The organism is Burkholderia contaminans, assembly GCF_029633825.1.
Classification (GTDB): Bacteria; Pseudomonadota; Gammaproteobacteria; order Burkholderiales; family Burkholderiaceae; genus Burkholderia; species Burkholderia contaminans.
In genome coordinates this window covers 818,654-840,795 of the sequence record NZ_CP090641.1, presented here as the reverse complement: position 1 = coordinate 840,795, position 22,142 = coordinate 818,654, and the positions used below count along the sequence as shown (strand labels likewise).

Sequence of the window (22,142 nt, the reverse complement as noted above, 5' to 3'; positions counted from 1 at the left end):
CAGCGCGCCGCGGCGACGATGGCGGGCCACCCGTCGGGCGGGGCGCGCAGGGCAGCCGTGTGCCCGCCGGACTGCCTCGAACGTGTGCGCATCCGGCGCGCGCCGGGCCGGGAGATGCATCCGTCCGGCGCGGCAACGCGCATTGCCGGTGCACGACCGACAAGTCTTTTTCCATCAACGACTTGGTGTTGCTGGCCGCAGGTTGTCCACAGGCTTGCCAACACAATCTGTGGACAAGCCGTGCGATGCGTGCGCTACGCCGGTGCGGAAAAGCGCACCGTGACGGTCAGCCCGCGTCCGCCGTGCGTCGTGCTGAGCGCGACCGTCGCGCGGTGCTGTTCGGCGATCCGCTTGACGATCGACAGCCCGAGCCCGCTGCCCGACGACGTGACGGCCTGCGCGCCTTCGCCGCGATAGAAGCGCTCCCATACGTCGGTGCGTTCGGCTTCCGGGATCCCGGGGCCGTCGTCGGCGACTTCGAGCACGGGCGTCGTGCCGTCGATCCGCGCGGACACATCGACGCGCGCACCGTCGCCCGCGTAGCGGATCGCGTTGTCGACGAGGTTGTTCAGCAGCACGCGCAACGTGTCCGCATTGCCCGACGTCATCACCGGCGTCGACACGATCGCGCCGAGATCGATCCGGTGCGCGTCGGCGACGCGCGTGCGATCTGATACCACCGATCGGCACAGCGCGGCGAGATCGACCGGGGCCGACGCGGAGGCGGCAGCCTGCGCGTCGGGCTCGAGGCGCGCGAGCGTCAGCAACTGCTCGGCGAGGTGGCCGAGGCGCGTGGTGCCCGCATGGATCTGCGCGAGGATGTGCTCGCGCTCTTCGGCGGTCGCCGCGCGCCGCAGCAATTGCGACTGGATCGACAGCCCCATGATCGGCGTGCGCAGTTCGTGCGCAGCATCGGCGATGAAGTGGCGCTGCAGCGTGAACGAGCGGTCGAGGCGCGCGAGCAGGTCGTTGATCGCTTCGGCGAGCGGCCGGACTTCGTTCGGCATCGAGCCGACGTCGACCGGCTCGAGATTGTTCGCATTCCTGCGTTTGAGGCCGGATGCAATCGTGCGCAGCGGCCGCAACCCCGCACCGATGCCGAACCACAGGCCGATCGCGAGCAGCGGCAGCATCGAGAACACGGGCCACAGCAGGTGCACGGCGATGCCGGCGATCGCTTCCCATCGGGCGTGCCGTGCCTGCGCGAGCCGGATCGTCGTGCCGCCTCGCTCGGTCACATAGGTGCGCCACGGCTGGCCGTCGACATCGACGCTCGCGATGCCTTTCTGCTCGGGCGGCGGCAGTTTCGAATCGCGGTCGGTCGAATACACGAGCGTGCCGTTGCGCCAGACCTGCAGCAGCACCGCGTCGGGGTCGCTCGCTTCGAAGCCGTGCTTGCCGTTCGCGTGGTTGCTGAACGACAGCTCGCCGTTCGGGCCGACGACGATCTGCTTCGACATGCTGCGCATCTGGTCGTCGAGCAGGTCGTCGAGTTCGCGCAGCGCGCCCCAGTAGGTGCCCGCGCTCGCGACGAGGCCGATCACGCAGGCGGCCGGCATCAGCCACGTCAGCAGGCGCCGCCGCAGCGACGCGTTGCGCCATCGCGCGATCGCGCGTTGGATGCGCGTCATGCGCCGTCACCGATCCGGTAGCCGACGCCGCGCACCGTGCGGATCGTGTCGTGGCCGAGCTTCTTGCGCAGGTTGTGGATATGCACCTGCACGGCGTTGCTCTCGATTTCCTCGCCCCAGCTGTACAGCCGTTCCTCGAACTGCTCGCGCGAAATCACCGCGCCCGGGTCGCGCATCAGCTCGTGCAGCAGCACGAACTCCTTCGGCGACAGCGGCACTTCGTCGTCGTTGAGCCAGACGAGGTGCTTGACGGGGTCGAGCCGCAGCGGGCCGATCACGAGCGTCGTCTGCGCGCGGCCCGCATGGCGGCGGGTCACCGCGCGGATACGGGCGAGCAATTCATCGAGCTCGAACGGCTTGACGAGATAGTCGTCCGCGCCGCTGTCGAGGCCCGCGATGCGGTCGGGCACGCCGTCGCGCGCGGTGATGATGATCGCGGGGAGGGTTTCGTCGCGGCGGCGCAGCGCGGCGAGTACCGACAGGCCGTCGCGGTTCGGCAGCCCGAGATCGAGCAGCAGCAGGCCGTAGCCGGTCGCGCGCAGCGCGAGCGACGCGGCGTCGCCGTCCTTGACCCAGTCGACCGCGAAGCCTTCCTGTTTGAGGCCTTGTTCGAGCCCGCTGCCGATCAGCGGATCATCCTCGACGAGCAATACGCGCATGAATGGGTGTCTCTTCAACGGGGCGTCGTGGCGCCCGGGGTTCCCATGATAAGCGCCCGTGACTTAGGCGGACCTTAAATGCGGGCGGCACGCGGCGCGCCTTCGTACTCGTCCAATGCGGCACCGTGTCGCTTCGGCACACCCTTCAGGTTTGCTTAATCTTACGGTCCGTAATCTGGCGCCGTCGTGCTCAACGGGGCGCGGCGTCACATCGAAGAAGAGGACCGACATCATGAAACACCTGGCCAGAATCCTGACGGTTGCGCTCGCCACGCTGCCTGCCGCCGTCTACGCGCAATACACGGGGCCGTCCGCACTGACCACGACCACCGTGAAGGAGCTGCTCGCAAACGGCAAGGACGACCAGCACGTGCAGTTGCAGGGCCGCATCGTCAAGCATGTCGGCGGCGAGGATTACGAATTCGCCGATGCGACCGGCACGATCCGCGTCGAGATCGACCACAAGCTGTGGGCGGCCGGCCAGCCCGTCAGCGACAAGAACGAAGTGAAGGTGACCGGCGAATTCGAGCGCAAATGGTCGGGCAGCGTGAAGGTCGACGCCGATCACGTCGAAGTGCTGCGCTGACCGGTGCGCGCGGGGCCGGTGATACCATGGACGACCGGTTCCCGTACCCACCAAGATGGCCGCCAATTTCGACGAACTCGCGTCCCGGATCCGGGCGCAATTTTCCGAGCTGAGCCCGCAATTCCAGGCGGGCGCCGCCTTCCTGCTCGATCATCCCGACGAAGTCGCCACCTCGTCGATGCGCAAGGTCGCCCAGCGCGCGCAGGTGCAGCCTGCGTCGCTCGTGCGGCTCGCGCAGCAATTCGGCTTCCCCGGCTGGAACGAGCTGCGCGACCTGTGCGTCGCGCGCGTGCGCACGCGCCCCGAGCCGCTCACGCAACGGGCGCGTTCGCTCGTGCGGCCCGACGCGAAGGCGTCGCTCGCGCACGACCTGCTGGCCGCGCAACAACACAACCTGTCGGCCACCGCCGCGCAGAACGAGCACACGCTCGTGGATGCCGCGAAACTGATCCGCAAGGCGTCGCACGTGCATGTCGCGGGGTTTCGGTCGTGTTATCCGGTCGCGTTCGGCTTCGTGTACGGCTACCGGCTGTTCCGTCCGAGCGTGTCGCTGCTCAATGGCGTCGCCGGTTCGCTCGAAATGGAGCTGCGCACGATCGCGAAGCAGAGCGTGACCGTCGTCGTCAGCTTCGCGCCGTATTCGCAGGAAGCGACCCGCGTCGCGCAGGCCGCGAAGGCGCAGGGCAGCCGGATCGTCGCGATCACCGATAGCGCGGTGTCGCCGATCGCACTGCACGCGGATGCGCAACTGATCTTCACGCACGACAGCCCGTCGTTCTTCCCGTCGCTGGTGGCCGCGCATGCGATGGCCGAAGCGCTGGTCGCGCAGTTGCTGGCGCTCGAAGGCAGCGATGCGATCGCCGCGCTCGAGCGCACGGAAGCGGAACTGCACGCGAAGGGCGCTTACGTCGTTTGACGCGGTTCGTGCGGCTTCAACCCTGCCTTCTTTTCGATTCAAGCGGATTCAACCGATGACGTTCACATACGAGGTGACGGACGCGGGCGATGCGAACGTTCGCAAGCAGATCGTCGCGCCGCTCGTCCGGTTCAACGAAAGCCGGGCCGGTCCGAACGACGCCCGTGCGCTGGCCGTGGTCGTGACCGATGGCGAGGGCGCGGTGGTGGGGGGCTTGTGGGGCAGCACGGCGTACGGCTGGCTGCACGTCGACCTGCTCGTGGTGCCCGAGGCCGCGCGCGGCCAGGGCGCGGGCACGCGCATCATGGATCTGGCCGAGGCGGAAGCCGTCGCGCGCGGCTGCCACAGCGCGTGGCTCGATACGTTCGACTTCCAGGCGCGGCCGTTCTACGAGAAACGCGGCTATGTCCGCTTCGGCGAGCTGCCGGATTATCCGGTCGGACACTCGCGTATTTTCCTGACGAAGAAGCTCGCTGCAGGCTGAGTGCCATCGCCGCTGCAACGTGCGGCGCGGTTGACGGCGTCGCCGGCCGTCGCCTAGGATACCGGGCAGCGATGCAGGTCGCTTCCGGGTCCGCGGAAAGGGTTGAACCCACCTGTCGCAGCAAATTCAGCTTTCCCCCTGTCCTTTGTGCTGGCGGTATTGCGGACCTTCGGCCATTCACTGCACGAGGATTCGCATGAAAAAGCTGCCTCCCGGGGCCCATCCCGATCATCTGAAAAAGCAGGCCAAGGCATTGTTGCGCCTGTACCGGCAAGGTGACGCCGATGCCGTCGCGCGCTTTGTCCGGTTTCTCCCTTCCGCCGCGAACCGCACGCACGACGAAGCGCTCGCGCTCGGGCTTCGGCTGCATGACGCGCAGTCCTGCATTGCACGCGAGTACGGTTTCGCGTCATGGGCCGATCTCGGCGCGTTCGTCGAAACGCATGCGCTGGCGGGGCAACAGCGCGCGCAGTTGATCCGGCGCTGGCTCGACCTGGCGTACGGCGGCGACGTGACCGGCGGCTTCGACGCGCCCCGGCCGCGCGTCGCCGCGCAATTGCTGCTCGACCATCCGGATCTCGTTGCCGGCGATCCAACCGTTGCTTGCGCGGCCGGCGATCTCGACGCCGTGAAGGCGGCGCTGGCCGCCGATCCGGGCTGGGTCGCGCGTGCAGGCGGCGCGCTGAAGCTGCCGCCGTTGGTCGCCGTCACGCATTCGCGGCTCGGGCAGCTTCCCGAATTTGCCGCCAGGCTGCGCGCCTGCGCGCGTCTTCTGCTCGATGCCGGGGCCGACCCGAACCAGCGAATCGGCAACCGCTTTCCGCCGGCTTCGCTCGCCGAACCCGACGAAGCGGGGCCGCTGTCGGCGCTGTACGGTGCAGCGGGCGTCAATCGCGATCCGGTGCTCACCGCGATGCTGCTCGAAGCCGGCGCCGATCCGAACGACGGCGAATCGCTGTATCACTCGGTGGAGAATCCGGCCTGCACGCGCGTGCTGCTCGAACACGGCGCGCGGGTGGGCGGGACGAATGCGTTGCGGCGCACGTTCGACATGCACGACGCGGATGCGCTCGAACTGCTGCTCGCGCATGGCGGCGACCCGAACGAGCCGCCCGGACCGGGGCTGGCGCAGACCTGGGGGCGCCGTTGTTGCGGGCGATCGGCGTGCGCTGCTCCGCGCGCCATGTCGCCGCGCTGCTGGCGGCCGGCGCCGATCCCGGCGCGCGAACCCCGACCGGCGTCAGTGCGTACCGGCTGGCGATGCAGGCCGGGCTGTCCGACGTCGCGGCGTTGTTGCGTGCGGCCGGCGCGGAGGAGACGCTCGACGCGGCGGACGCGTTCGTGGCGGCCTGCGCGCGCGCCGACGCCGGCGACGCGCGGCGTATCCGAGCGCGCCATCCCGAACTGCCCGGCGCGCTGCCGGATGAACAGCTGCGGTTGTTGCCGGACGCCGCCGCATGGGGCTCGGGCGACGCGGTGAAGGTCATGGTCGAACTGGGCTGGCCGATCGCCGCGCGGGGCGGCGACTGGGACGCGAGCGCGCTGAATCACGCGGTGTTCCGCGGCGACGCGGGCTTGCTGGCGTTCCTGCTCGCGCACGGCGCGAACTGGCGCGACATGCACGGGTTCGGGAGCGACGCGCTCGGCACGTTGTCCTGGGCATCCGTCAACGAACCGGAGCATGTCGGCGCCGCCGACTGGGAGGCTTGCGCGCGGGTGCTGCTCGCGCACGGCGTGCCGCACGCCACGCGTGACCCGTCGAACCCGGACGACGTGCTGATCGACGGCCGCAAGATGCGCTTCTCCGAGGCCGTCACCGACGTGTTGCTCGGCATCGACGGCGGGCCGACCGCATCGATCTGAACGATCGTGGGCCGCTAATGAGCCGCTAACGCGCCGGTGGCGGCGCCGGCCCGCTCGTCGCCGGCTGCTGGCGTACAGTCGACGCGCCAGGTTTTTCCAGTCGCGCGCCGACATTTCGGCGAACGCTGAAACGTCGCGTGCACGACCGGCGTAAGCTCGGTCGTCAACTTCCTTCCGGAGTCCGCGATGACCCGTTCCGACCTGCAAGCCCGCCAAGCCGAAGCCTTCCGCGCCCTGCATGCGCGCCCCGGCGCGTTCATCATCCCGAACCCGTGGGACGCCGGCACCGCGCGCCTGCTCGCGATGGCCGGCTTCGAGGCGCTCGCGACCACGAGTGCCGGCTATGCGTTCTCGAAAGGGCAGCCCGACAACGCGATCGACCGCGACGCGATGCTCGATCACATCGCCGAGATCGTTTCCGCGGGCGGTTTGCCCGTCAGCGCCGATCTGGAGAACGGCTTCGGCGACGCGCCCGCCACGGTGGCCGAAACGATCCGGCTCGCGGCCGAGGCCGGCGCGGTGGGCGGCTCGATCGAGGACGCGACGGGCCGCGCCGACGCGCCGATCTACGCGCGCGAAGCGGCGATCGAGCGCATCGCGGCGGCCGTCGACGCGGCACGCGCGCTGCCGTTTCCGTTCACGCTGACCGCGCGCTGCGAAAACTACCTGCATGGCCGCCACGACCTCGCCGACACGATCGCCCGGCTCGTCGCCTATCGCGACGCGGGCGCCGACGTGCTGTACGCGCCGGGCATCACCGATGCGGACGATATCGCGGCGGTGACGCAGGCGGTCGGTGCGCCCGTGAACGTCGTGATGGGGCTGCAGGGCGGCTTGCTGAGCCTCGACGCGCTGGCGGCGCTCGGCGTGAAGCGCGTGAGCGTCGGCGGCGCGCTGGCGCGGGCCGCGCTCGGCGCCTTTCTGCGCGCGGCGAAGGAGATGGCGCAGGACGGCACGTTTACATTTACGCAAGCTGCCGTGCCCGGGCGCGATATCAACCGCTGGTTTGCGTCACCCGATAATTCGCCGGTTTTGTTCGGGGAATGAGCGTCGATAAAGCGTGGGATCGTTTCCAATCAAATGTTGATTGACAATAATCAACCGATTTCGCGTTCGAATTAAACGTCGGTGACGACGCAAAATACATCGTCTATTCTCCGCATTCCCGCCCGTTCGACCGGCGCCGGCGCACAAGCCGCGCCGGATCGGGCGATCGGGTGAGCGCCGCGCGCGTCGATGCCGCGCATTGTTGCATTTTCCCGTTCAGTATGTTTTTGAACGCGGGAGTTGCCGGCTGATTTTTTGATTGATAATCTGCGGCACGTTCGAATGAACGGTTGGCAAGCCCCCGGGAATATCGATATATAAATATGCTGAGAGAGCGATGACGAACCGAGAAAATCAACGCGTCAGGTTTCGCGTCGGCGATGTCGTGACGCTGAAGACGGGCGGCCCGCGCATGACCGTCACCTATGCCGGGCCGGTCGTATTCGACGACGGCGACTGGCTGATCTGCCAGTGGTTCGACGAAAACGGCGAATTCCGGCAGGAAATGTTCCCCCACGACACGGTGGTGCCCGAGCCGCGCGCGATTTCGGCCGGGCGCGTCCGCATGCGGATGCAGTCGCATCGCTACCGGTCGGCGGCCTGACGATCGGCTTTCGTCGCGATGCCGCCATGCCCGGTACCCGCGCCGCGACATTTCACGTCAGCCCGAAACATGCGGCAGTGCGCTGCCCCGATACTGTCTGCATGAACCCGACCGATCCCATCGCAGCGGTCACGCACCGCGATCCCTATCCCTACTATGCGGCGCTCGTCGACGGGCCGCCGCTCGCGTTCGACGCCACGCTCGGCCTGTGGGTCGCGAGCCGCGCGGCCGCCGTGACGGCCGTGCTCGGTCATCCGGCCTGCCGGGTTCGCCCGCTGGACGCCCCCGTGCCGCCCGCATTGCGCGGTACGACGGCCGGCGCGCTGTTCGGCGAGCTGGTGCGCATGAACGATGGTGTGTTGCGGCACGACGTGCCGAAGCAGGCGCTGCGCACGGCGTTCGCGCCGATCGACCCGGCGGCGCTGCGCGACCGTGCCGCGCAGGTTGCCGCGCGGCGCTTGCCGGCGCCGGGCGATGCCGGCGCGCTGAACGCGTGGTGCATGACGGTGCCCGTTTGCGCGGTTGCCGATCTGCTCGGCTTCGACGAGACGCAGCTCGACGGTATCGCGGCGCAGGTCGTCGATTTCGTCGCCGCGCTGTCGCCGTTGTCGGATGCCGCGGCACTGGCCCGCGCGAGCGACGCGGCGCGAGCGCTGCTCGACCGGATGACGGAGCGCGTCGCGCGGACGCATGCGCACGACGGCACGCTCGTTGCCGCCGTCCAGCAGGCGGCCCGCGCGTCGGGCTGGCAGGCAAGCGGCGCGCTGGTCGCGAATCTCGTCGGGCTGCTGTCGCAGACCTGCGAGGCGACCGCCGCATGGCTCGGCAATACGCTGGTGGCGTGGCACGGGGAAGCGGGGGCGAATGCCGCGCGCGTCACGCCGGACGATGCCGCGCTCGACGCATTCGTCGGCGAAGTCGGGCGCTTCGACTCACCGGTGCAGAACACGCGCCGCTTCGTTGCATCGCGCTCGACGATCGAAGGCGTGACCGTCGAAGCCGGCGATGCGATTCTCGTCGTGCTCGCCGCCGCGAACCGCGACCCGGCCGTGCATCGCGATCCGCAGAGGTTCATGCCCGGCCGCGCGGCCGGGCCGAATTTCGGCTTCGGCACGGGGCCGCATGGTTGCCCGGGCGAGCGGATCGCGCGGGCGGTGACGGCGGGGGCGTTCGGGGCGTGGCTGCGGGCGGGCGGCGTACCGCCGCGCGACGGGCTGGCGTGGGACTACCGCGCGTCGACCAACGTCAGGATGCCGAAGTTCGACGCGGCACGGTGAAGGGGAAAGAGGGACTTAACGGCAGCCTTGTTTCTCCGCCCATTGCTCCTGGGCGGCCACGCGGCGCTGCACGCGTTCAACGAGACCGGTCGAGAAGGTCCGCATGCTGATGCCGCGGCGCTTTGCGAGGATCGTCTGCGCGACATCGGTGCGCGGGTTCGGCTGGCAGGCCCAGTACAGCGTCATCAGCCAGCCGATGCCGGTCCACCCGAACAGCGCGTTGAACATCGCGACCGTCAGCTTGTCGTGCCGGCCACGCCGGTCGGCGATGACCGCCGGCAGGAAATAGATCGCGATCGCGGCTACCGAACCGGCCACTTGAATCAGGACTGCGTTCTGCATGTTGCTGCTCCATCCGAACTGCAATGGAACCGAGTATCGCGCTTTTTCCGTTTGCGTGCAGGCCGTGGCCAAGCAATTGATTGTTGCGTTTTTAATGACGATCAGCCGGCTTCGGTGCCTGCCGGTGGCACTTCGTTGCTCAACGCGAAACCTTCGTCGAGCCAGCCCGTCACGCCGCCGATCATCAGCTTGACCGGCCGGCCGAGGCGCGCGAGCTGGATCGCCGCACGCGCGGCGCCGTTGCAGTGGGGGCCCGCGCAGTAGACGACGAACAGCGTGCCGGCCGGATAGCCGGCGAGCTTGCTCTCGATGATCTTGCGGCGCGGCAGGTTGCGCGCGCCGGGCACGTGGCCGGCGGCGAACTGATCGGGGCCGCGCACGTCGAGCAGCACGAAATCGGGCGTGCCCGACGCGAGCGCGTCGTGCACGTCCCAGCAGTCGGTCTCGAAGCGCAGCGAGGCCTCGAAATGCGCGAGGGCGGCGGGGCTGTCGGCGGCGGGTGCGTCGGTGACGTAGGACATGGCAGGTTCTCCTGAAGATTGCGCGGAACGCGGTGGAATGAAGGGCAGTATCGCGGTTCGGCGCGTTTCGCGGCAGTGGCGCGATCGACAAGTTCCGGTAACATCGCGCCATGCACAATCATCTCGTCGTCGCGCTTGCCTACGATCGCCTCTGCACGTTCGAATTCGGCTGCGTGGTCGAACTGTTCGCCCTCGAACGCCCCGAACTCGGGGTCGACTGGTATCGCTTCGCGGTCTGCGCGAGCGAGCCGGGGCCCGTGCGCGCCGCGGGCGGCATCACGGTCGCCGCGCCCTATCGGCTCGCGACGCTCGATCGCGCCGACACCATCGTGATTCCCGGCTGGCGCGATCCGGACGAACGGCCGCCGGAGCCGTTGCTGAAGAAACTGCGGGCCGCGCATCGTCGCGGCGCGCGGCTCTGCTCGATCTGTTCGGGCGTGTTCGTGCTGGCCGCGGCCGGCGTGCTCGACGGCCTCACGGTGACGACCCACTGGCGCTATGCGGAGAAACTGCAGGCGCGCTATCCGGCGCTGCGCGTGAATCCCGACGCGCTGTACGTCGACGAAGGGCAGGTGATCACATCGGCCGGATCGGCGGCGGGGCTCGACATGCTGCTGCATCTCGTGCGCCGCGATCACGGCGGCGCGATCGCGAACCGGGTTGCGCAGCGCCTCGTGCTGCCGCCGCATCGTGACGGCGGGCAGGCGCAGTTCGTGCCGCGTCCGGTCGCGCCGGGCGGCACCGACCGGCTCGCGAAGCTGATCGACTGGATGCGCGCGCACGCGGCCGAGCCGCATACGCTCGCGTCGCTCGCCGCGCAGGCTGCGATGAGCACGCGCACGCTGCAGCGTCAGTTCGCGGATGCAACGGGGATGTCGCCGCTCGCGTGGCTGATCCGCGAGCGCGTGAACGTCGCGAAGGACATGCTCGAAGCGCATCCCGCGCTATCGCTCGCGCAGGTCGCGGCGCGTGCGGGGTTCGGTTCCGAGGAATCGCTGCGCCGGCATTTCCGGCGCGTCGCGGCGACGAGCCCGGCCGCGTACCGGCGCGGGATGAGTCGCGGCGAAAGCGCACGGGACGCCTGAGTACCGTACCGATTCCCGTCGACGTTTTCCTCTGACGGCACAGCGGCGGCCCACGATCGCGCATCCCTGAGAGCGGCCGGCCGTGTGAGCGGCCGACGCCGGCTGCAAGCGGCTGCAAGCGGCGACGCCCGCCGCCAGGCGGCGGCAGGCGTCGCGTCGCGCACTCAGCGCGTGTCGGTATCGCGCGCCTTCTGCCTGATGCACGCGATGCGATACACGCCATCCTCGACTTCGACGCCGTGCGTGTCGTGCGTGAAGCCCGGGAAGCGCAGGTCGTACTGCTCGAGCGCTTTCAGGTAGCCGAGCAGCGGGCCGTCGGCCGGCCCCGCGTTCTCGCCGGGCATCAGCAGCGGAATGCCGGGCGGATAGGGCACGACGCCCGTCGCGACGGTGCGGCCTTCCATCTCCGCGAGCTCCAGCATTTCGATGTCGTTGTGCACCAGATGCTCGAACGCCTCGGCCGGGCTGTAATCGGGCTTCGGCAGCGTCGAGAAGCCGCGCGACATCATCTCGGTCGTCTTCAGGTCGCTCATCGCGCTGAACATCAGGTCGCACAGGTCGCGCAGGCCGAGCTTGCCGTAGCGTTCCGGATAGCGCGCGACGAGCTCGGGCAGCGCCTGTTCGAGCGGTGCATTCGCATCGTAGTCGCGCTTGAAGTCGAGCAGCGTGTTGACGAGCGTGCCCCACTTGCCCTTCGTCACGCCGAGCGAGAACAGGAACAGGATCGTGAAGTCGGTCGTCTTCTCGACGACGATCCCGTGCCGGTCGAGATACGCGGTGACGACCGACGCCGGAATGCCGACCGGCATCAGCCCGCCGTGCGATGCGACGCCCGGCGTGACGATAGACACCTTGATCGGGTCGAGCATGCAGTAGTCGTCCTCGATATCGCCGAAGCCGTGCCACGTGTCGCCCGGATGCAGCACCCAGCACGACGGATCGGTGGCGAGCAGCGTCTCGTCCGCTTCGTGGAAGCGCACGCGCCGGCCCGTCTTGCGATCGACGACGCTGTCGGGCTGCCAGCCGTTGAAGAACCAGTCGTTGTTCTCCGCGCATTCCGTATGCAGGCGCGCCAGCATCTGGCGGAACGCGACGGCCTCGCGGATCGCGTCGGTCGTCAGCGCCTCGCCGCCGGGGCCATCCATCATCGCGGCGCTCACGTCGTTCGACGCGATGATCGCGTAGTTCGGCGACGTCGACGCATGCATCATGTACGCCTCGTTGAAGCGTGCGTGCTCGATCGGGTTGCGGCCGTCGCGAACGTGAATGAACGATGCCTGCGACAGCGCGGCGAGCAGCTTGTGCGTCGATTGCGTGGCGAACACGGTCGGCTTGCTGGCGTCGTGCTGCGACGGATCGCCGTGCATCGCGTAACGGTCGCGGTAGATCGGGTTGAAGCGCGCGTAGCCGTACCATGCCTCGTCGAAGTGCAATCGATCGACGCTCTGGCCGAGCAGTGCCTCGACACGCGCGACGTTGTAGCAGAGGCCGTCGTACGTCGAGTTCGTGATCAGCGCATGGACGGGCGTCGGATCGATGCCGTCGCGGCCGCGCACGAGCGGGTTCGCGTCGATTGCGAGCCGCACGGCGGCGGCCGTCAGCCGCTCGGGCATGATCGGCCCGATGATCCCGTAGTGGTTGCGCGACGGAATCAGGTAGGTCGGAATCGCGCCGGACATCGTCATCGCGTGCTCGGCCGACTTGTGGCAGTTGCGGTCGCACAGCGCGACCTGGTTGCGCGTGACGCTCGCCATCAGGATCACGCGGTTCGACATCGACGAGCCGTTCGTCACGTGGTACGTGCGATGCGCGCCGAACACGCGCGCCGCATAGCGTTCGCTTTCGCCGATCGGGCCCGAGTGATCGAGCAGCGAGCCGAGTTCGCCGACCGAGATCGACAGGTCGGAGCGGAACAGCGATTCGCCGAAGAATTCGAAATACGCGCGGCCGACCGGCGATTTCAGGAACGCGGTGCCGCCCGTGTGGCCGGGCGTATGCCACGAGTATTCGTACACGCGCGAGAATTTCGCGAGTGCGCGAAACATCGGCGGCAGCACGGTCTCGCGATAGCGTTCGATCGCGGCGACGATGCGCCCGCCGATGAACGCGGTGGTGTCCTCCAGCAGCCAGATGAAGTCGTCGGCCTTGCGCATCGCGTCGACCGGAATCGCGGACGCACTCGCGCGGCTCGCGAGCAGGAACACGGGCACGGTCGCGTTGCGTGCGCGCATTGCGTCGAGCACGGCTTGCGCGGGCGCATGGCCGGCGTCGTTGCCGAGTTCCCAGTTGAGCAGCAGGCACTGGATTGCCGGATCGGCGGCGACCACCGCGCAGGCATCGTCGGCGGACGTCGCGATCACGACGTCGACGAGTCGCGTGCGCAGTTCCTCGGCAAGCGCCGTCGCGGCGCGCCCGGTGGCCGTGCGTTCATCGATGTCGTGCTGCACGAGCAGCGCCTTCATGCCGAGGCGGCGGAAGGCCGGTTGGGTCAAGGAAGCGGTCATGTATCAATCCCCCGTTTGCTGGGTTGCCTGGACGCTCGCGGCAACGGCCGGCGAGCGCGCGTGAAGGGTGTCGGCCTGGTGACGGCCGACGGAAATCCAGAACGTGGCGGCGAGCGCGGCGATGGTCACGCCGAGCGCGAGATAGCGCACCCAGCGCGGCGAGCGGCCGCCCGGATGGATGTGGGTTTCCTCGATCTCGCGCTGGCGGTTGATCGACAGCTCGTAGAAGACGATCGTCGCGACGACGAAGATCAGCGACCAGCGCGTTTGCTGGCCATCGGAGCCGACCATCGCCCACAGCGCGTAGACGGCGCCGATCAGGCCGACGATCGTGTAGAACGTGAACTGGTGCGACGGCATCTTGCCGTAGCCGAGCACCTTGATCGCGATGCACGAGTAGATGTACGGCAGCAGCGTCATGATCACGGCGATCGACGCGATCTTGCCGAACTGTTCGCTGGCGCTCGGCGACATCGTCGCGAGCACCTGCACGGTCATGATCAGCGCGACGATCGCGAGGCCGGCCGACGGCACGTTCTTCGAGTTCACGCGGGCGAACACGCCGGCGAACAGGCCGTCGTCGGCGGCCGCCTTCGCGGTCTGGCCGACCAGCAGCGTCCAGCCGGCGAGCGAGCCGAGGCAGCCGAGCGCCGCGCAGAGCGCGACCGCGTTCGCGGCCGTATCGCCGAGCGCGAGGCGCGCGGCATCCGCGAACGGCGCGCTCGAGGCGAGCAGCGCCTTGTTCGGGATCATCCCCATGATCACGGTCGAGCTGAGCACGTAGCAGACGGCCGCGAGCACGACGCCGCCGACGGTCGCGATCGGCACGTTGCGCGACGGGTTCTCGACGACACCGGCCGATACCGATGCGCTCTCGACGCCGATGAACGCCCACAGCGTGAAGTTCAGCGTCGCGCCGATCGCGCTGAAGCTGTTGGTGCCCGACACGTTCCAGCCGGCGAAGTACACGTCCTTGCTGAACCAGAACCAGCCGAACACGGCCATCCCGAGGATCGGCACGAGCGCGAAGACCGTCGTGACCGACTGCACGCGGCCGACGACGTTCGGCCCGAGGATGTTCGCGTACGTGAACAGCCAGATCACGAAGATCTGCGCGAGCGCGAACACGAGCGGGTCCTTCAGGACCGGGAAGAAATGCGTGAGGTAGCCGAGGCCGGCGACCGCGAGGCCGACGTTGCCGAGCACGTTCGCGAGCCAGTAGATCAGGTTGGTCTGGTAGCCCATGTACGGGCCGAACGACTTGCGCGCATACGCATACGGGCCGCCGGCGGCCGGGTCGATCGCCGCGAGCTTCGCGAACACGAGCGCGAGCGACACTGCGCCGACGACGGTGATCAGCCAGCCGAAGATCGCGATGCCGCCGGTGGCGGCGAGGTTCGCGGGCAGCATGAAGACGCCGGAGCCCATCATGTTGCCCGCGACCATCAGCGTGGCGGGAATGACGCCGATTTTCGGCGCGGAAGCCGCGGCCGATGGGGCGGCGGCGCGGGACGAGGACGAGCTGGCATCGGACATGCGACGCTCCTTGACGAGACGTGTTGCGATTGAGGTGGCGCGGTGTGGCGCCGGTCGACGATTCCGGCATGAATCGCCGCTTTATTTAACGTTTTCATGTTATCGCCTTGGTGGTTTTTAATAAGGGTAAACGCCGGTATTTAATAATTTGAATATTGATGAATGTCATTGAAGTTGGTGAATCGGTGCTTGAATGCGGGTGTGGGCGGGCCGTACGGCAAGGCTGACGGGCATCTTTTGATTCCGATCCCGGGCGGCGAAGTCACGCAGCCGAAACTTCGGCGAATAATCGTTTTTCCCGAATCGGTTAAATCGATTCGTGACGCAAATGGCACCGCAATCAGGATTCAGGTTCGTCGGTTAATATCGAGCGCATTAAACGCGCGCTGCCGGCGCGCGCGACCACCTTCCCCGAGGACGATTCCGATGACGACGCTGCCTTCCCGTTTGCCGCTGATCCAGGCCCCGATGGTGGGTTCGTCGAGCCCGCTCGCGATCGCGGTGTGCAAAGCCGGCGGGCTTGGCTCGCTCGCATGCGCGGCGCTCGGCCCGCAGCAACTGCGCGACGAGATCGCGGCGATTCGCGCGCACACGCCCGCACCGTTCAACGTGAACTTCTTCTGCCACACGCCGCCTGCGCCCGACGCCGAGGTCGATGCACGCTGGCGCGCGGCGCTCGCCGGTTATTACGCGGAAGCCGGGCTCGATCCGGCCGACGTGAAGGGCGGCCCCGGCCGCGCGCCGTTCGACGATGCGATGTGCGCGGTCGTCGAAGCGTTGCGTCCGGCCGTCGTGAGCTTCCATTTCGGGTTGCCGGACGATGCGCTGCTCGAGCGCGTGCGGCGTACGGGGGCGTGGGTGGTGTCGTCCGCGACGACCGTCGAGGAAGCGCGCTGGCTCGATGCGCGCGGCGTCGACGCGATCGTCGCGCAAGGCGCGGAGGCCGGTGGCCATCGCGGGATGTTCCTGACTGACGACATCCATGCGCAACCGGGCCTGTTCGCGCTGCTGCCGCAGATCGTCGACGCGGTGCGCGTGCCGGTGATCGCGGCCGGCGCGATCGCCGACGGGCGCGGCATCGCGGCGGCGTTCGCGCTCGGCGCGTGCGCGGTGCAGATCGGCACGGGCTACCTGCTGACGCCGCAAGCCGGCCGCTCGGCGCAGCATCGCGCGGCGGTGCGCGCCGCGCGCGACGACGGCACGCGCATGACCAACCTGTACACGGGCCGACCCGCGCGCGGGCTGCTGACGCGCTTCATGCGCGAGCAGGGCCGATGAGCGCGCTCGCGCCGGCGTTCCCGCTCGCGACGGCCGCGGTCGAACCGCTGCGTAGCGCGTTCGAGCGGCAGGGCCGCGACGACTTCTCGCTGCTGTGGTCGGGCGAGGCCGCGGCGCTCGCGTGTGAAGCGGATGCGGGCGAACTGACGCAACGCCTGTGGCGCGATGCGCTGGCGTGCGCGGCGGGGCTGCGCGACGCGTTCCCGCAGGCGGCCTGAGCGACCGGGAAGGGGGCGCCGGCGCGGGAGCATCGGCGTATCATCTGGGTTTTCGTCAGCCCGATCCAGGCACCCCCACCATGACCTCCGTCGACACTACCCCCGTCCTCGACCATGACAAGCTCGTTACCTTCATCGAGCGCAAGTGGAACGATGAAATCCTCCATGCCCTGACCGACTACATCGCGATCCCCGCGAAGAGCCCCGCATTCGACCCCGACTGGGCGAAGCGCGGCTATCTCGAGCGGGTCGTCACCGACGCCGCGCAGTGGGCCGAGCGGCAGCCCGTGAAGGGCCTGAAGCTCGAAATCGTGCGCTTGCCGGGCCGCACGCCGGTGATCTTCTTCGAATCGCCCGCCACGCGTTCGGGCAGCACCGACACGATCCTGCTGTACGGCCACCTCGACAAGCAACCCGAATTCGACGGCTGGCGCGCGGATCTCGGCCCGTGGACGCCGAAGTACGAGAACGGCAAGCTCTACGGCCGCGGCGGCGCCGACGACGGCTATGCGATCTACGCGAGCCTCGCGGCGCTCGGCGCGCTCGACGAGCAGGGCGTCGAACGGCCGCGCTGCGTCGGCCTGATCGAGACCTGCGAGGAGTCGGGCAGCTACGACCTGCTGCCGTACGTCGACGCATTGCGCGACCGGCTCGGCCAGGTGTCGCTCGTCGTGTGTCTCGATTCGGGCGCCGGCAACTACGACCAGATGTGGCTCACCACGTCGCTGCGCGGGCTCGTGTCCGGCGACCTGCAGGTCGAAGTGCTCGAGGAAGGCGTGCACTCGGGCGTGTTCGGCGGCATCGCGCCGTCGAGCTTCCGCGTGATGCGCCAGCTGTTCGAGCGCCTCGAAGACGCGAAGAACGGCAATCTGCTGCCCGGCGTGTTCCATTGCGAGATTCCCGACAGCCGCGTGCGCGAAGCCGAGGCCGCTGCGTCGATTCTCGGCGACGCCGTGTGGAAGGGGCTGCCGTGGGCCTGCGGCGCGGACGGCAAGCCGGTGCTGCCGACCACGACCGATCCGCGCGAGGCGCTGCTGAATTCGACGTGGCGTCCGTCGCTGTCGGTCACCGGCGCGGCCGGCCTGCCGGCGCTCGCCGATGCGGGCAACGTGCTGCGTCCGCGCACCGCGTTCAAGCTGTCGCTGCGCCTGCCGCCGCTCGTCGATGCCGCGCAGGCCGTGCAGCAACTGAAGGAACTGCTCGAACTCGATCCGCCGTACAACGCGAAGGTCACGTTCAAGCCGGATGCCGGTGCCGCGACGGGCTGGAGCGCACCGGATCTCGCGCCGTGGCTCGCGTCGTCGCTCGACGCCGCGTCGCGCCGCCACTTCGGCGCCGATTGCGCGTACATGGGCCTCGGCGGCACGATCCCGCTGATGAACGTGCTGCAGGAAGGGTTCCCGTCCGCGCAGTTCATGGTGTGCGGCGTGCTCGGGCCGAAGTCGAACGCGCACGGCCCGAACGAATTCCTGCACGTGCCGTATGCGAAGAAGCTGACGGCCGCGGTTGCGGACGTGATCGCGACCGCGCGCTGAGCGCTTGACGCCCGGCAGTGACAACTGTCCGACCCACTCTCACGGAACCTTGCCGATGACCGCCCTGCCGACGCCCGACACCGAACCGCTGCGCATGCGCGCCGAACCGCTGCATGCATTCGTCGCGGCACTCTGGGAACGGGCGGGCAGCAGCGAGCGCGAGGCAAGGCTCGTCGCCGATCACCTGGTCGGCGCGAACCTCGCGGGCCACGATTCGCACGGGATCGGGATGATCCCGAACTACGTCGCGTCGTGGCGCGAAGGGCAGTTGCAGTTGAACGGGCATGCGTCGATCGCGCGCGACGGCGGCGCGGTGCTGTCGATCGACGGCGGTCGCGGCTTCGGCCAGGTGATCGCGTTCGAGGCGATGGTCGAAGGAATCGAACGTGCGCGACGCATGGGCATCTGCGCGATCGGGCTGCGCGACGTGCATCATCTCGGCCGCATCGGTCACTGGGCCGAGCAGTGCGCGCGTTCGGGGCTCGTGTCGTTCCATTTCGTCAACGTGCCGGGCGACCTGCTGGTCGCGCCGCTGCACGGCGCCGATCCGCGCTTCGGCACGAACCCGTTCTGCGCCGCGTATCCGCGTGCGGGCCAGCCGCCGCTGCTGCTCGATTTCGCGACGAGCGCGATCGCGTACGGCAAGACGCGCGTCGCGTACAACCAGGGCAAGCGTGTGCCGGCGGGGTCGCTGATCGACGCCCGCGGCCAGCCGACCGACGATCCGGCCGTGATGCACGAGCAGCCGTTCGGTGCGCTGCTGCCGTTCGGGCTGCACAAGGGCTACGCGCTGGCGGCGATGTGCGAGATTTTCGGCGGCGCGCTCGTCGGCGGGCATACGACCTACGGCGACACGCTGCAGAAGACGAGCGCGATCGTCAACGGGATGCTGTCGGTGCTGATCGATCCGGACGCATTCGATGCGGCCGAGGCGCAGCGCGAAGCCGATGCATTCGTCGCGTGGGCGAAGGCGTCGCCGCAGGCCGCCGATGCGCCGGTGCAGGTGCCGGGCGAGCCGGAAGAGGCCAGCCGCGCGGCGCGCGGTGCCGGCGGGATACCGGTCGATCGCGCGACGTGGCGGCAGATTCGCGAGAGCGCGGCGGTGGTCGGCTTCGATGAAGCCGAACTCGACGCGTGGACGCAGCGCTGCACGGCATCCGTATGAGCTGGCAATCGGAAAAGGCGCACGGCGAGGAGATCGCGTATCAGCTCGCGCCGCTCGGCAACGTCACGGTCGTGCGCTTCTTCAGCGGTGCGGCGATGCGGCTCGACGGCGTGATGTTCGGCTTCATGTCGCGCGGGTCGCTGTTCCTGCGTGTGGATGACGTGAACCGTCCGGCGTTCGTCGCGGCGGGGATGGGGCCATTCTCGTACGAGCGGCCCACGCGTACGGTTTCGCTCGACGGCTATTACGAAACGCCGGCCGACGTGCTCGAGGATGCGGGCGCGCTGTTCGACTGGTGCCGCAGCGCGTATCGCGCGGCGCTGCTGGCGGGGCCGCCGAAGCGCAAGGCGAGGGCGGTGCCGAAAGCGGCGGCGCCGGAAGCGACGCCGGTGTCGAAGCGGGTCGCCAAACCGGCATCGAAAGCGTCGCCGAAGCCTGCTTCTGTACGGGAAGTCAAGCCGGCATCGAAGCGAACCACCAAACCGGCGTCGAAACCGGCAGCGAAGTCCCCGGCGAAGCGCAAGCAAACATAGTGCTGGTCGCGCGAAGCGAAAGCCGCGCGACTTTTCCTCTATTGTCGACCCGGCCGTCGCCCGGTGATTCACGCGACATGCGCCGGCTGGCACAAGGGCGGCAGGGGCGCACAGTCACGAATGCATCAAGCTCGTGCCGCACCGCACATCCCCCATGCTTCACAACGGCGGCCTCGGCGTTTATGATCGGCGCGGGTTGCACCCGTGCCCAGCGCGACCCGCGCCGGCCTCGCCGCCGGCCCTGCGAACGGCGCATCGTACGCCGTGCGGAACGCTTCCCCACTCATCATTCCAGACGGAGACAGCCGATGCTCGTCCTGATTCTCGGTTTAGCGATCTTCCTCGGTATGCACTCGATCCGGATCGTCGCGGACGGCTGGCGCTCAGCGACGATCGAGCGGATCGGCGAGAAGCGCTGGAAGGGCCCCTATGCGATCGCGTCGATCATCGGCTTCGTGCTGATCATCTGGGGGTACGGCATCGCGCGCCAGGGCGCGACGCTGCTGTGGGTGTCGCCCGTCGGCGTGCGCCACCTCACCGGCATGCTGACCGCGATCGCCTTCGTGCTGATCGCCGCCTCCTACGTGCCGGGCAACCGCATCAAGACGCTCGTCGGCCATCCGATGGTGGCCGGCGTGGCGGTGTGGGCGATCGCGCACCTGCTCGCGAACGGCACGCTGCACGCAGTCGTGCTGTTCGGTGCCTTCTTCGTGTGGGCGCTGGTCGATTTCGTCGTGTGGCGTGCGCGCGACCGCCGCGATGGCGTGCGCTATCCGGCGGGCAGGCTGTCAGGCGACGTCGTGGCGATCGTGGCCGGGCTCGTCGTGTGGGCCGTCTTCGCGCTGTTCCTGCACGGCTGGCTGATCGGCGTGCGTCCGTTCGGCTGAGCGGCCGGCACGTCGAGAGACTGAGAAGTCGAACAGCTGAGCGGCGGCCGACCGGCGCGCCGCTCGCCTGCCCGGGGCAACGGTCAGCGCGCCTTCGCGCCGGCCGTATCGCCGAGTGGCACCGGCTTGCGACGCAGGAAATACGCCGCGACGATCGCAAGCGCCGTCAATACCGTGAACCAGAACTGGAAGCGCGAATCCGGGTTGAACGCCTGCGAGCCGAGCACGGCCACCAGCGCCAGCAGTGCGATCCAGTTCGACACCGGATAAAACCACGCGCGGAACGCCTGCGGATCGCGAGGCGCGTGCTTCTCCTGCCGCCGCATCGAGAAGTGCGCGACGATGATGAAGATCCACACGATCATCACGAACGCGCCGCTGCTCTTCGCGAGCATCAGGAACAGGTCGCCGCCGCTCACGAAGTGAACGCCGAGGATCGACACGCAGATCGCGAGGCACAGCACGAGCGCGTTCATCGGCACGCCCTTCGCGTTGGTCCGGCCGAACATCGCCGGCGCGTGGCCGCGCTGGCTGAGCGAGAACAGCATGCGCGAGTTCGAGAACAGGAACGAGTTCATCACCGACATGAACGACACGAACAGCACGATCTTCATCGCGACGGCCGCGCTCGTGAAGCCTGCCATGCCGAACAGCGACACGTACGGCGATTTCAGGTTGGCCTTGTCGGTCCACGGCATGCACAGGATCAGGATCGACACCGAGCCGACGTAGAACACCATCACGCGCACGATCACGCTCTTGATTGCACGGATCACGTTCTTGCCCGGGTTCTCGGATTCGCCCGCCGCAACGGCCGCGATTTCGCTGCCGCCGAGCGAGAAGATCACGACCATCACGCCCGCGAGCACGGGCGAGATGCCGTTCGGCATGAAGCCGCCGTGACCCGTGAGGTTCACGAGCCCCGGCGCGGGAATGCGCGGCTGGAAGCCGAGCAGGATCGAGGCGCCGAGCGCCATGAAGACGATGATCGTCGTCACCTTCGCGAACGACAGCCAGTATTCGGCTTCGCCGAACGAGCGCACCGAGTACGCGTTGCTCGCGATCAGCGTGACGAGCATGAACAGCGCTCCGCCCCACACGGGCAGCCACGGCAGGAAATCGTGGAGGATCGCACCGAGCAGGATCGCCTCGACGGTGATCGTCATCATCGACTTGAACCAGTACAGCCAGCCGACCGCGAAGCCGGCCCATTCGCCGAGATAGCTGCTTGCGTAGGTGGAGAACGATCCGCTGTCGGGGTTGCGGGACGCCATTTCGCCGAGCATGAACATGACCAGCGTGACGATCACGCCGCCGATCAGGTACGACAGGATCGCCGCGGGGCCGGCGGTCGCGATGATGGCGCCGGAGCCGACGAACAGGCCCGCGCCGATCACGCCGCCAAGCGCGATCATCGTGATGTGCCGTTGCTTGAGGCTTTGCCTCAATGAGTTGTCCTGCATCTCCTACC

General features: G+C 68.5%; 18 protein-coding genes and 2 pseudogenes. 13 read left to right on the top strand and 7 right to left on the bottom strand.

The window, feature by feature from the left end:
* Positions 1-254: 254 nt before the first annotated feature.
* Both LXE91_RS21490 and LXE91_RS21485 read right to left on the bottom strand, forming a co-directional pair.
* The gene (locus LXE91_RS21490; RefSeq protein ID WP_039366545.1) at positions 255-1,631 is read right to left on the bottom strand and encodes an ATP-binding protein; all 1,377 of its coding nucleotides are present in this window, start codon (positions 1,629-1,631) and stop codon (positions 255-257) included.
* Positions 1,628-2,290 (bottom strand): response regulator, encoded by a 663-nt coding sequence (locus LXE91_RS21485; protein ID WP_039366547.1) that lies wholly within the window; start codon positions 2,288-2,290, stop codon positions 1,628-1,630. Before LXE91_RS21485 ends, LXE91_RS21490 begins: the two co-directional genes overlap by 4 nt.
* A 232-nt stretch (positions 2,291-2,522) precedes the next feature.
* Here LXE91_RS21485 and LXE91_RS21480 point away from each other — a divergent pair, with 232 nt between their 5' ends.
* From LXE91_RS21480 to LXE91_RS21450, 7 genes and pseudogenes are all read left to right on the top strand, one after another.
* Positions 2,523-2,876 carry a YgiW/YdeI family stress tolerance OB fold protein gene (locus LXE91_RS21480; RefSeq protein WP_039366549.1) on the top strand — a complete coding sequence of 118 codons (354 nt, stop codon included), beginning with the start codon at positions 2,523-2,525 and terminating at the stop codon, positions 2,874-2,876.
* A gap of 55 nt (positions 2,877-2,931) precedes the next feature.
* Complete coding sequence (locus LXE91_RS21475; RefSeq protein WP_039366551.1) at positions 2,932-3,792, top strand: MurR/RpiR family transcriptional regulator; 861 nt, start codon at positions 2,932-2,934, stop codon at positions 3,790-3,792.
* A 55-nt stretch (positions 3,793-3,847) separates the two neighbouring features.
* Positions 3,848-4,276 carry a GNAT family N-acetyltransferase gene (locus tag LXE91_RS21470; protein WP_039366553.1) on the top strand — a complete coding sequence of 143 codons (429 nt, stop codon included), beginning with the start codon at positions 3,848-3,850 and terminating at the stop codon, positions 4,274-4,276.
* A 196-nt stretch (positions 4,277-4,472) separates the two neighbouring features.
* Positions 4,473-6,139, top strand: a pseudogene (locus tag LXE91_RS21465) (ankyrin repeat domain-containing protein).
* Between the two features lie 186 nt (positions 6,140-6,325).
* Positions 6,326-7,186: an isocitrate lyase/PEP mutase family protein gene (locus LXE91_RS21460; protein WP_039366556.1), complete on the top strand. Its 861-nt coding sequence runs from the start codon at positions 6,326-6,328 to the stop codon at positions 7,184-7,186.
* A gap of 337 nt (positions 7,187-7,523) precedes the next feature.
* A complete protein-coding gene (locus tag LXE91_RS21455; protein ID WP_011354382.1) occupies positions 7,524-7,790 on the top strand; it encodes a YodC family protein in 267 nt (88 codons plus the stop codon).
* Positions 7,791-7,891: 101 nt separating this feature from the next.
* Positions 7,892-9,067, top strand: coding sequence for a cytochrome P450 (locus tag LXE91_RS21450; protein WP_039360711.1), 1,176 nt, complete (start codon positions 7,892-7,894; stop codon positions 9,065-9,067).
* 15 nt (positions 9,068-9,082) lie between these two features.
* Here the strand turns inward: LXE91_RS21450 and LXE91_RS21445 are convergent, their stop codons facing one another.
* Together LXE91_RS21445 and LXE91_RS21440 are read right to left on the bottom strand one after the other, a co-directional pair.
* A complete protein-coding gene (locus tag LXE91_RS21445; protein WP_011354384.1) occupies positions 9,083-9,409 on the bottom strand; it encodes a superinfection immunity protein in 327 nt (108 codons plus the stop codon).
* A gap of 101 nt (positions 9,410-9,510) precedes the next feature.
* Positions 9,511-9,930, bottom strand: a complete 420-nt coding sequence (locus tag LXE91_RS21440; protein WP_039360714.1) for a rhodanese-like domain-containing protein — start codon at positions 9,928-9,930, stop codon at positions 9,511-9,513.
* 110 nt (positions 9,931-10,040) lie between these two features.
* Here LXE91_RS21440 and ftrA point away from each other — a divergent pair, with 110 nt between their 5' ends.
* On the top strand, positions 10,041-11,015 hold the full coding sequence (gene ftrA / locus LXE91_RS21435; protein ID WP_039360717.1) for a transcriptional regulator FtrA: 975 nt from the start codon (positions 10,041-10,043) through the stop codon (positions 11,013-11,015).
* Between the two features lie 164 nt (positions 11,016-11,179).
* Here ftrA and LXE91_RS21430 read toward each other — a convergent pair whose 3' ends face one another.
* Together LXE91_RS21430 and adiC are read right to left on the bottom strand one after the other, a co-directional pair.
* The gene (locus LXE91_RS21430; RefSeq protein ID WP_039360720.1) at positions 11,180-13,519 is read right to left on the bottom strand and encodes an Orn/Lys/Arg family decarboxylase; all 2,340 of its coding nucleotides are present in this window, start codon (positions 13,517-13,519) and stop codon (positions 11,180-11,182) included.
* Between the two features lie 3 nt (positions 13,520-13,522).
* Entirely contained in the window at positions 13,523-15,055 is a 1,533-nt protein-coding gene (gene adiC, locus LXE91_RS21425) for an arginine/agmatine antiporter (protein WP_039360722.1), read from the bottom strand.
* A gap of 426 nt (positions 15,056-15,481) precedes the next feature.
* On the opposite strand from adiC, the pseudogene LXE91_RS21420 reads away from it, so the two are divergent.
* From LXE91_RS21420 to LXE91_RS21400, 5 genes and pseudogenes are all read left to right on the top strand, one after another.
* A pseudogene (locus LXE91_RS21420) lies at positions 15,482-16,551 on the top strand (NAD(P)H-dependent flavin oxidoreductase).
* An 80-nt stretch (positions 16,552-16,631) separates the two neighbouring features.
* Complete coding sequence (locus LXE91_RS21415; protein ID WP_039360728.1) at positions 16,632-18,086, top strand: M20 family metallopeptidase; 1,455 nt, start codon at positions 16,632-16,634, stop codon at positions 18,084-18,086.
* 55 nt (positions 18,087-18,141) lie between these two features.
* Positions 18,142-19,251: a malate/lactate/ureidoglycolate dehydrogenase gene (locus tag LXE91_RS21410; RefSeq protein ID WP_039360731.1), complete on the top strand. Its 1,110-nt coding sequence runs from the start codon at positions 18,142-18,144 to the stop codon at positions 19,249-19,251.
* The gene (locus tag LXE91_RS21405) at positions 19,248-19,784 is read left to right on the top strand and encodes a TfoX/Sxy family protein (protein ID WP_039361019.1); all 537 of its coding nucleotides are present in this window, start codon (positions 19,248-19,250) and stop codon (positions 19,782-19,784) included. The genes LXE91_RS21410 and LXE91_RS21405 overlap by 4 nt, the downstream gene beginning before the upstream one ends.
* A gap of 308 nt (positions 19,785-20,092) precedes the next feature.
* Entirely contained in the window at positions 20,093-20,671 is a 579-nt protein-coding gene (locus LXE91_RS21400; protein ID WP_039360734.1) for an NnrU family protein, read from the top strand.
* An 83-nt stretch (positions 20,672-20,754) separates the two neighbouring features.
* Here LXE91_RS21400 and LXE91_RS21395 read toward each other — a convergent pair whose 3' ends face one another.
* Positions 20,755-22,134, bottom strand: coding sequence for an amino acid permease (locus LXE91_RS21395; protein ID WP_039360738.1), 1,380 nt, complete (start codon positions 22,132-22,134; stop codon positions 20,755-20,757).
* Between the last annotated feature and the right edge of the window lie 8 nt (positions 22,135-22,142).

What these genes read in the sequence shown, in the direction of transcription:
- LXE91_RS21430 (WP_039360720.1), bottom strand. Translation starts at nt 13,519, where the DNA reads ATGACCGCTTCCTTGACCCAACCGGCCTTCCGCCGCCTCGGCATGAAG.
- LXE91_RS21405 (WP_039361019.1), top strand. Translation starts at nt 19,248, where the DNA reads ATGAGCTGGCAATCGGAAAAGGCGCACGGCGAGGAGATCGCGTATCAG.
- LXE91_RS21400 (WP_039360734.1), top strand. Translation starts at nt 20,093, where the DNA reads ATGCTCGTCCTGATTCTCGGTTTAGCGATCTTCCTCGGTATGCACTCG.
- LXE91_RS21490 (WP_039366545.1), bottom strand. Translation starts at nt 1,631, where the DNA reads ATGACGCGCATCCAACGCGCGATCGCGCGATGGCGCAACGCGTCGCTG.
- LXE91_RS21470 (WP_039366553.1), top strand. Translation starts at nt 3,848, where the DNA reads ATGACGTTCACATACGAGGTGACGGACGCGGGCGATGCGAACGTTCGC.
- ftrA (WP_039360717.1), top strand. Translation starts at nt 10,041, where the DNA reads ATGCACAATCATCTCGTCGTCGCGCTTGCCTACGATCGCCTCTGCACG.
- LXE91_RS21475 (WP_039366551.1), top strand. Translation starts at nt 2,932, where the DNA reads ATGGCCGCCAATTTCGACGAACTCGCGTCCCGGATCCGGGCGCAATTT.
- LXE91_RS21450 (WP_039360711.1), top strand. Translation starts at nt 7,892, where the DNA reads ATGAACCCGACCGATCCCATCGCAGCGGTCACGCACCGCGATCCCTAT.
- adiC (WP_039360722.1), bottom strand. Translation starts at nt 15,055, where the DNA reads ATGTCCGATGCCAGCTCGTCCTCGTCCCGCGCCGCCGCCCCATCGGCC.
- LXE91_RS21410 (WP_039360731.1), top strand. Translation starts at nt 18,142, where the DNA reads ATGACCGCCCTGCCGACGCCCGACACCGAACCGCTGCGCATGCGCGCC.
- LXE91_RS21485 (WP_039366547.1), bottom strand. Translation starts at nt 2,290, where the DNA reads ATGCGCGTATTGCTCGTCGAGGATGATCCGCTGATCGGCAGCGGGCTC.
- LXE91_RS21480 (WP_039366549.1), top strand. Translation starts at nt 2,523, where the DNA reads ATGAAACACCTGGCCAGAATCCTGACGGTTGCGCTCGCCACGCTGCCT.
- LXE91_RS21460 (WP_039366556.1), top strand. Translation starts at nt 6,326, where the DNA reads ATGACCCGTTCCGACCTGCAAGCCCGCCAAGCCGAAGCCTTCCGCGCC.
- LXE91_RS21415 (WP_039360728.1), top strand. Translation starts at nt 16,632, where the DNA reads ATGACCTCCGTCGACACTACCCCCGTCCTCGACCATGACAAGCTCGTT.
- LXE91_RS21445 (WP_011354384.1), bottom strand. Translation starts at nt 9,409, where the DNA reads ATGCAGAACGCAGTCCTGATTCAAGTGGCCGGTTCGGTAGCCGCGATC.
- LXE91_RS21395 (WP_039360738.1), bottom strand. Translation starts at nt 22,134, where the DNA reads ATGCAGGACAACTCATTGAGGCAAAGCCTCAAGCAACGGCACATCACG.
- LXE91_RS21455 (WP_011354382.1), top strand. Translation starts at nt 7,524, where the DNA reads ATGACGAACCGAGAAAATCAACGCGTCAGGTTTCGCGTCGGCGATGTC.
- LXE91_RS21440 (WP_039360714.1), bottom strand. Translation starts at nt 9,930, where the DNA reads ATGTCCTACGTCACCGACGCACCCGCCGCCGACAGCCCCGCCGCCCTC.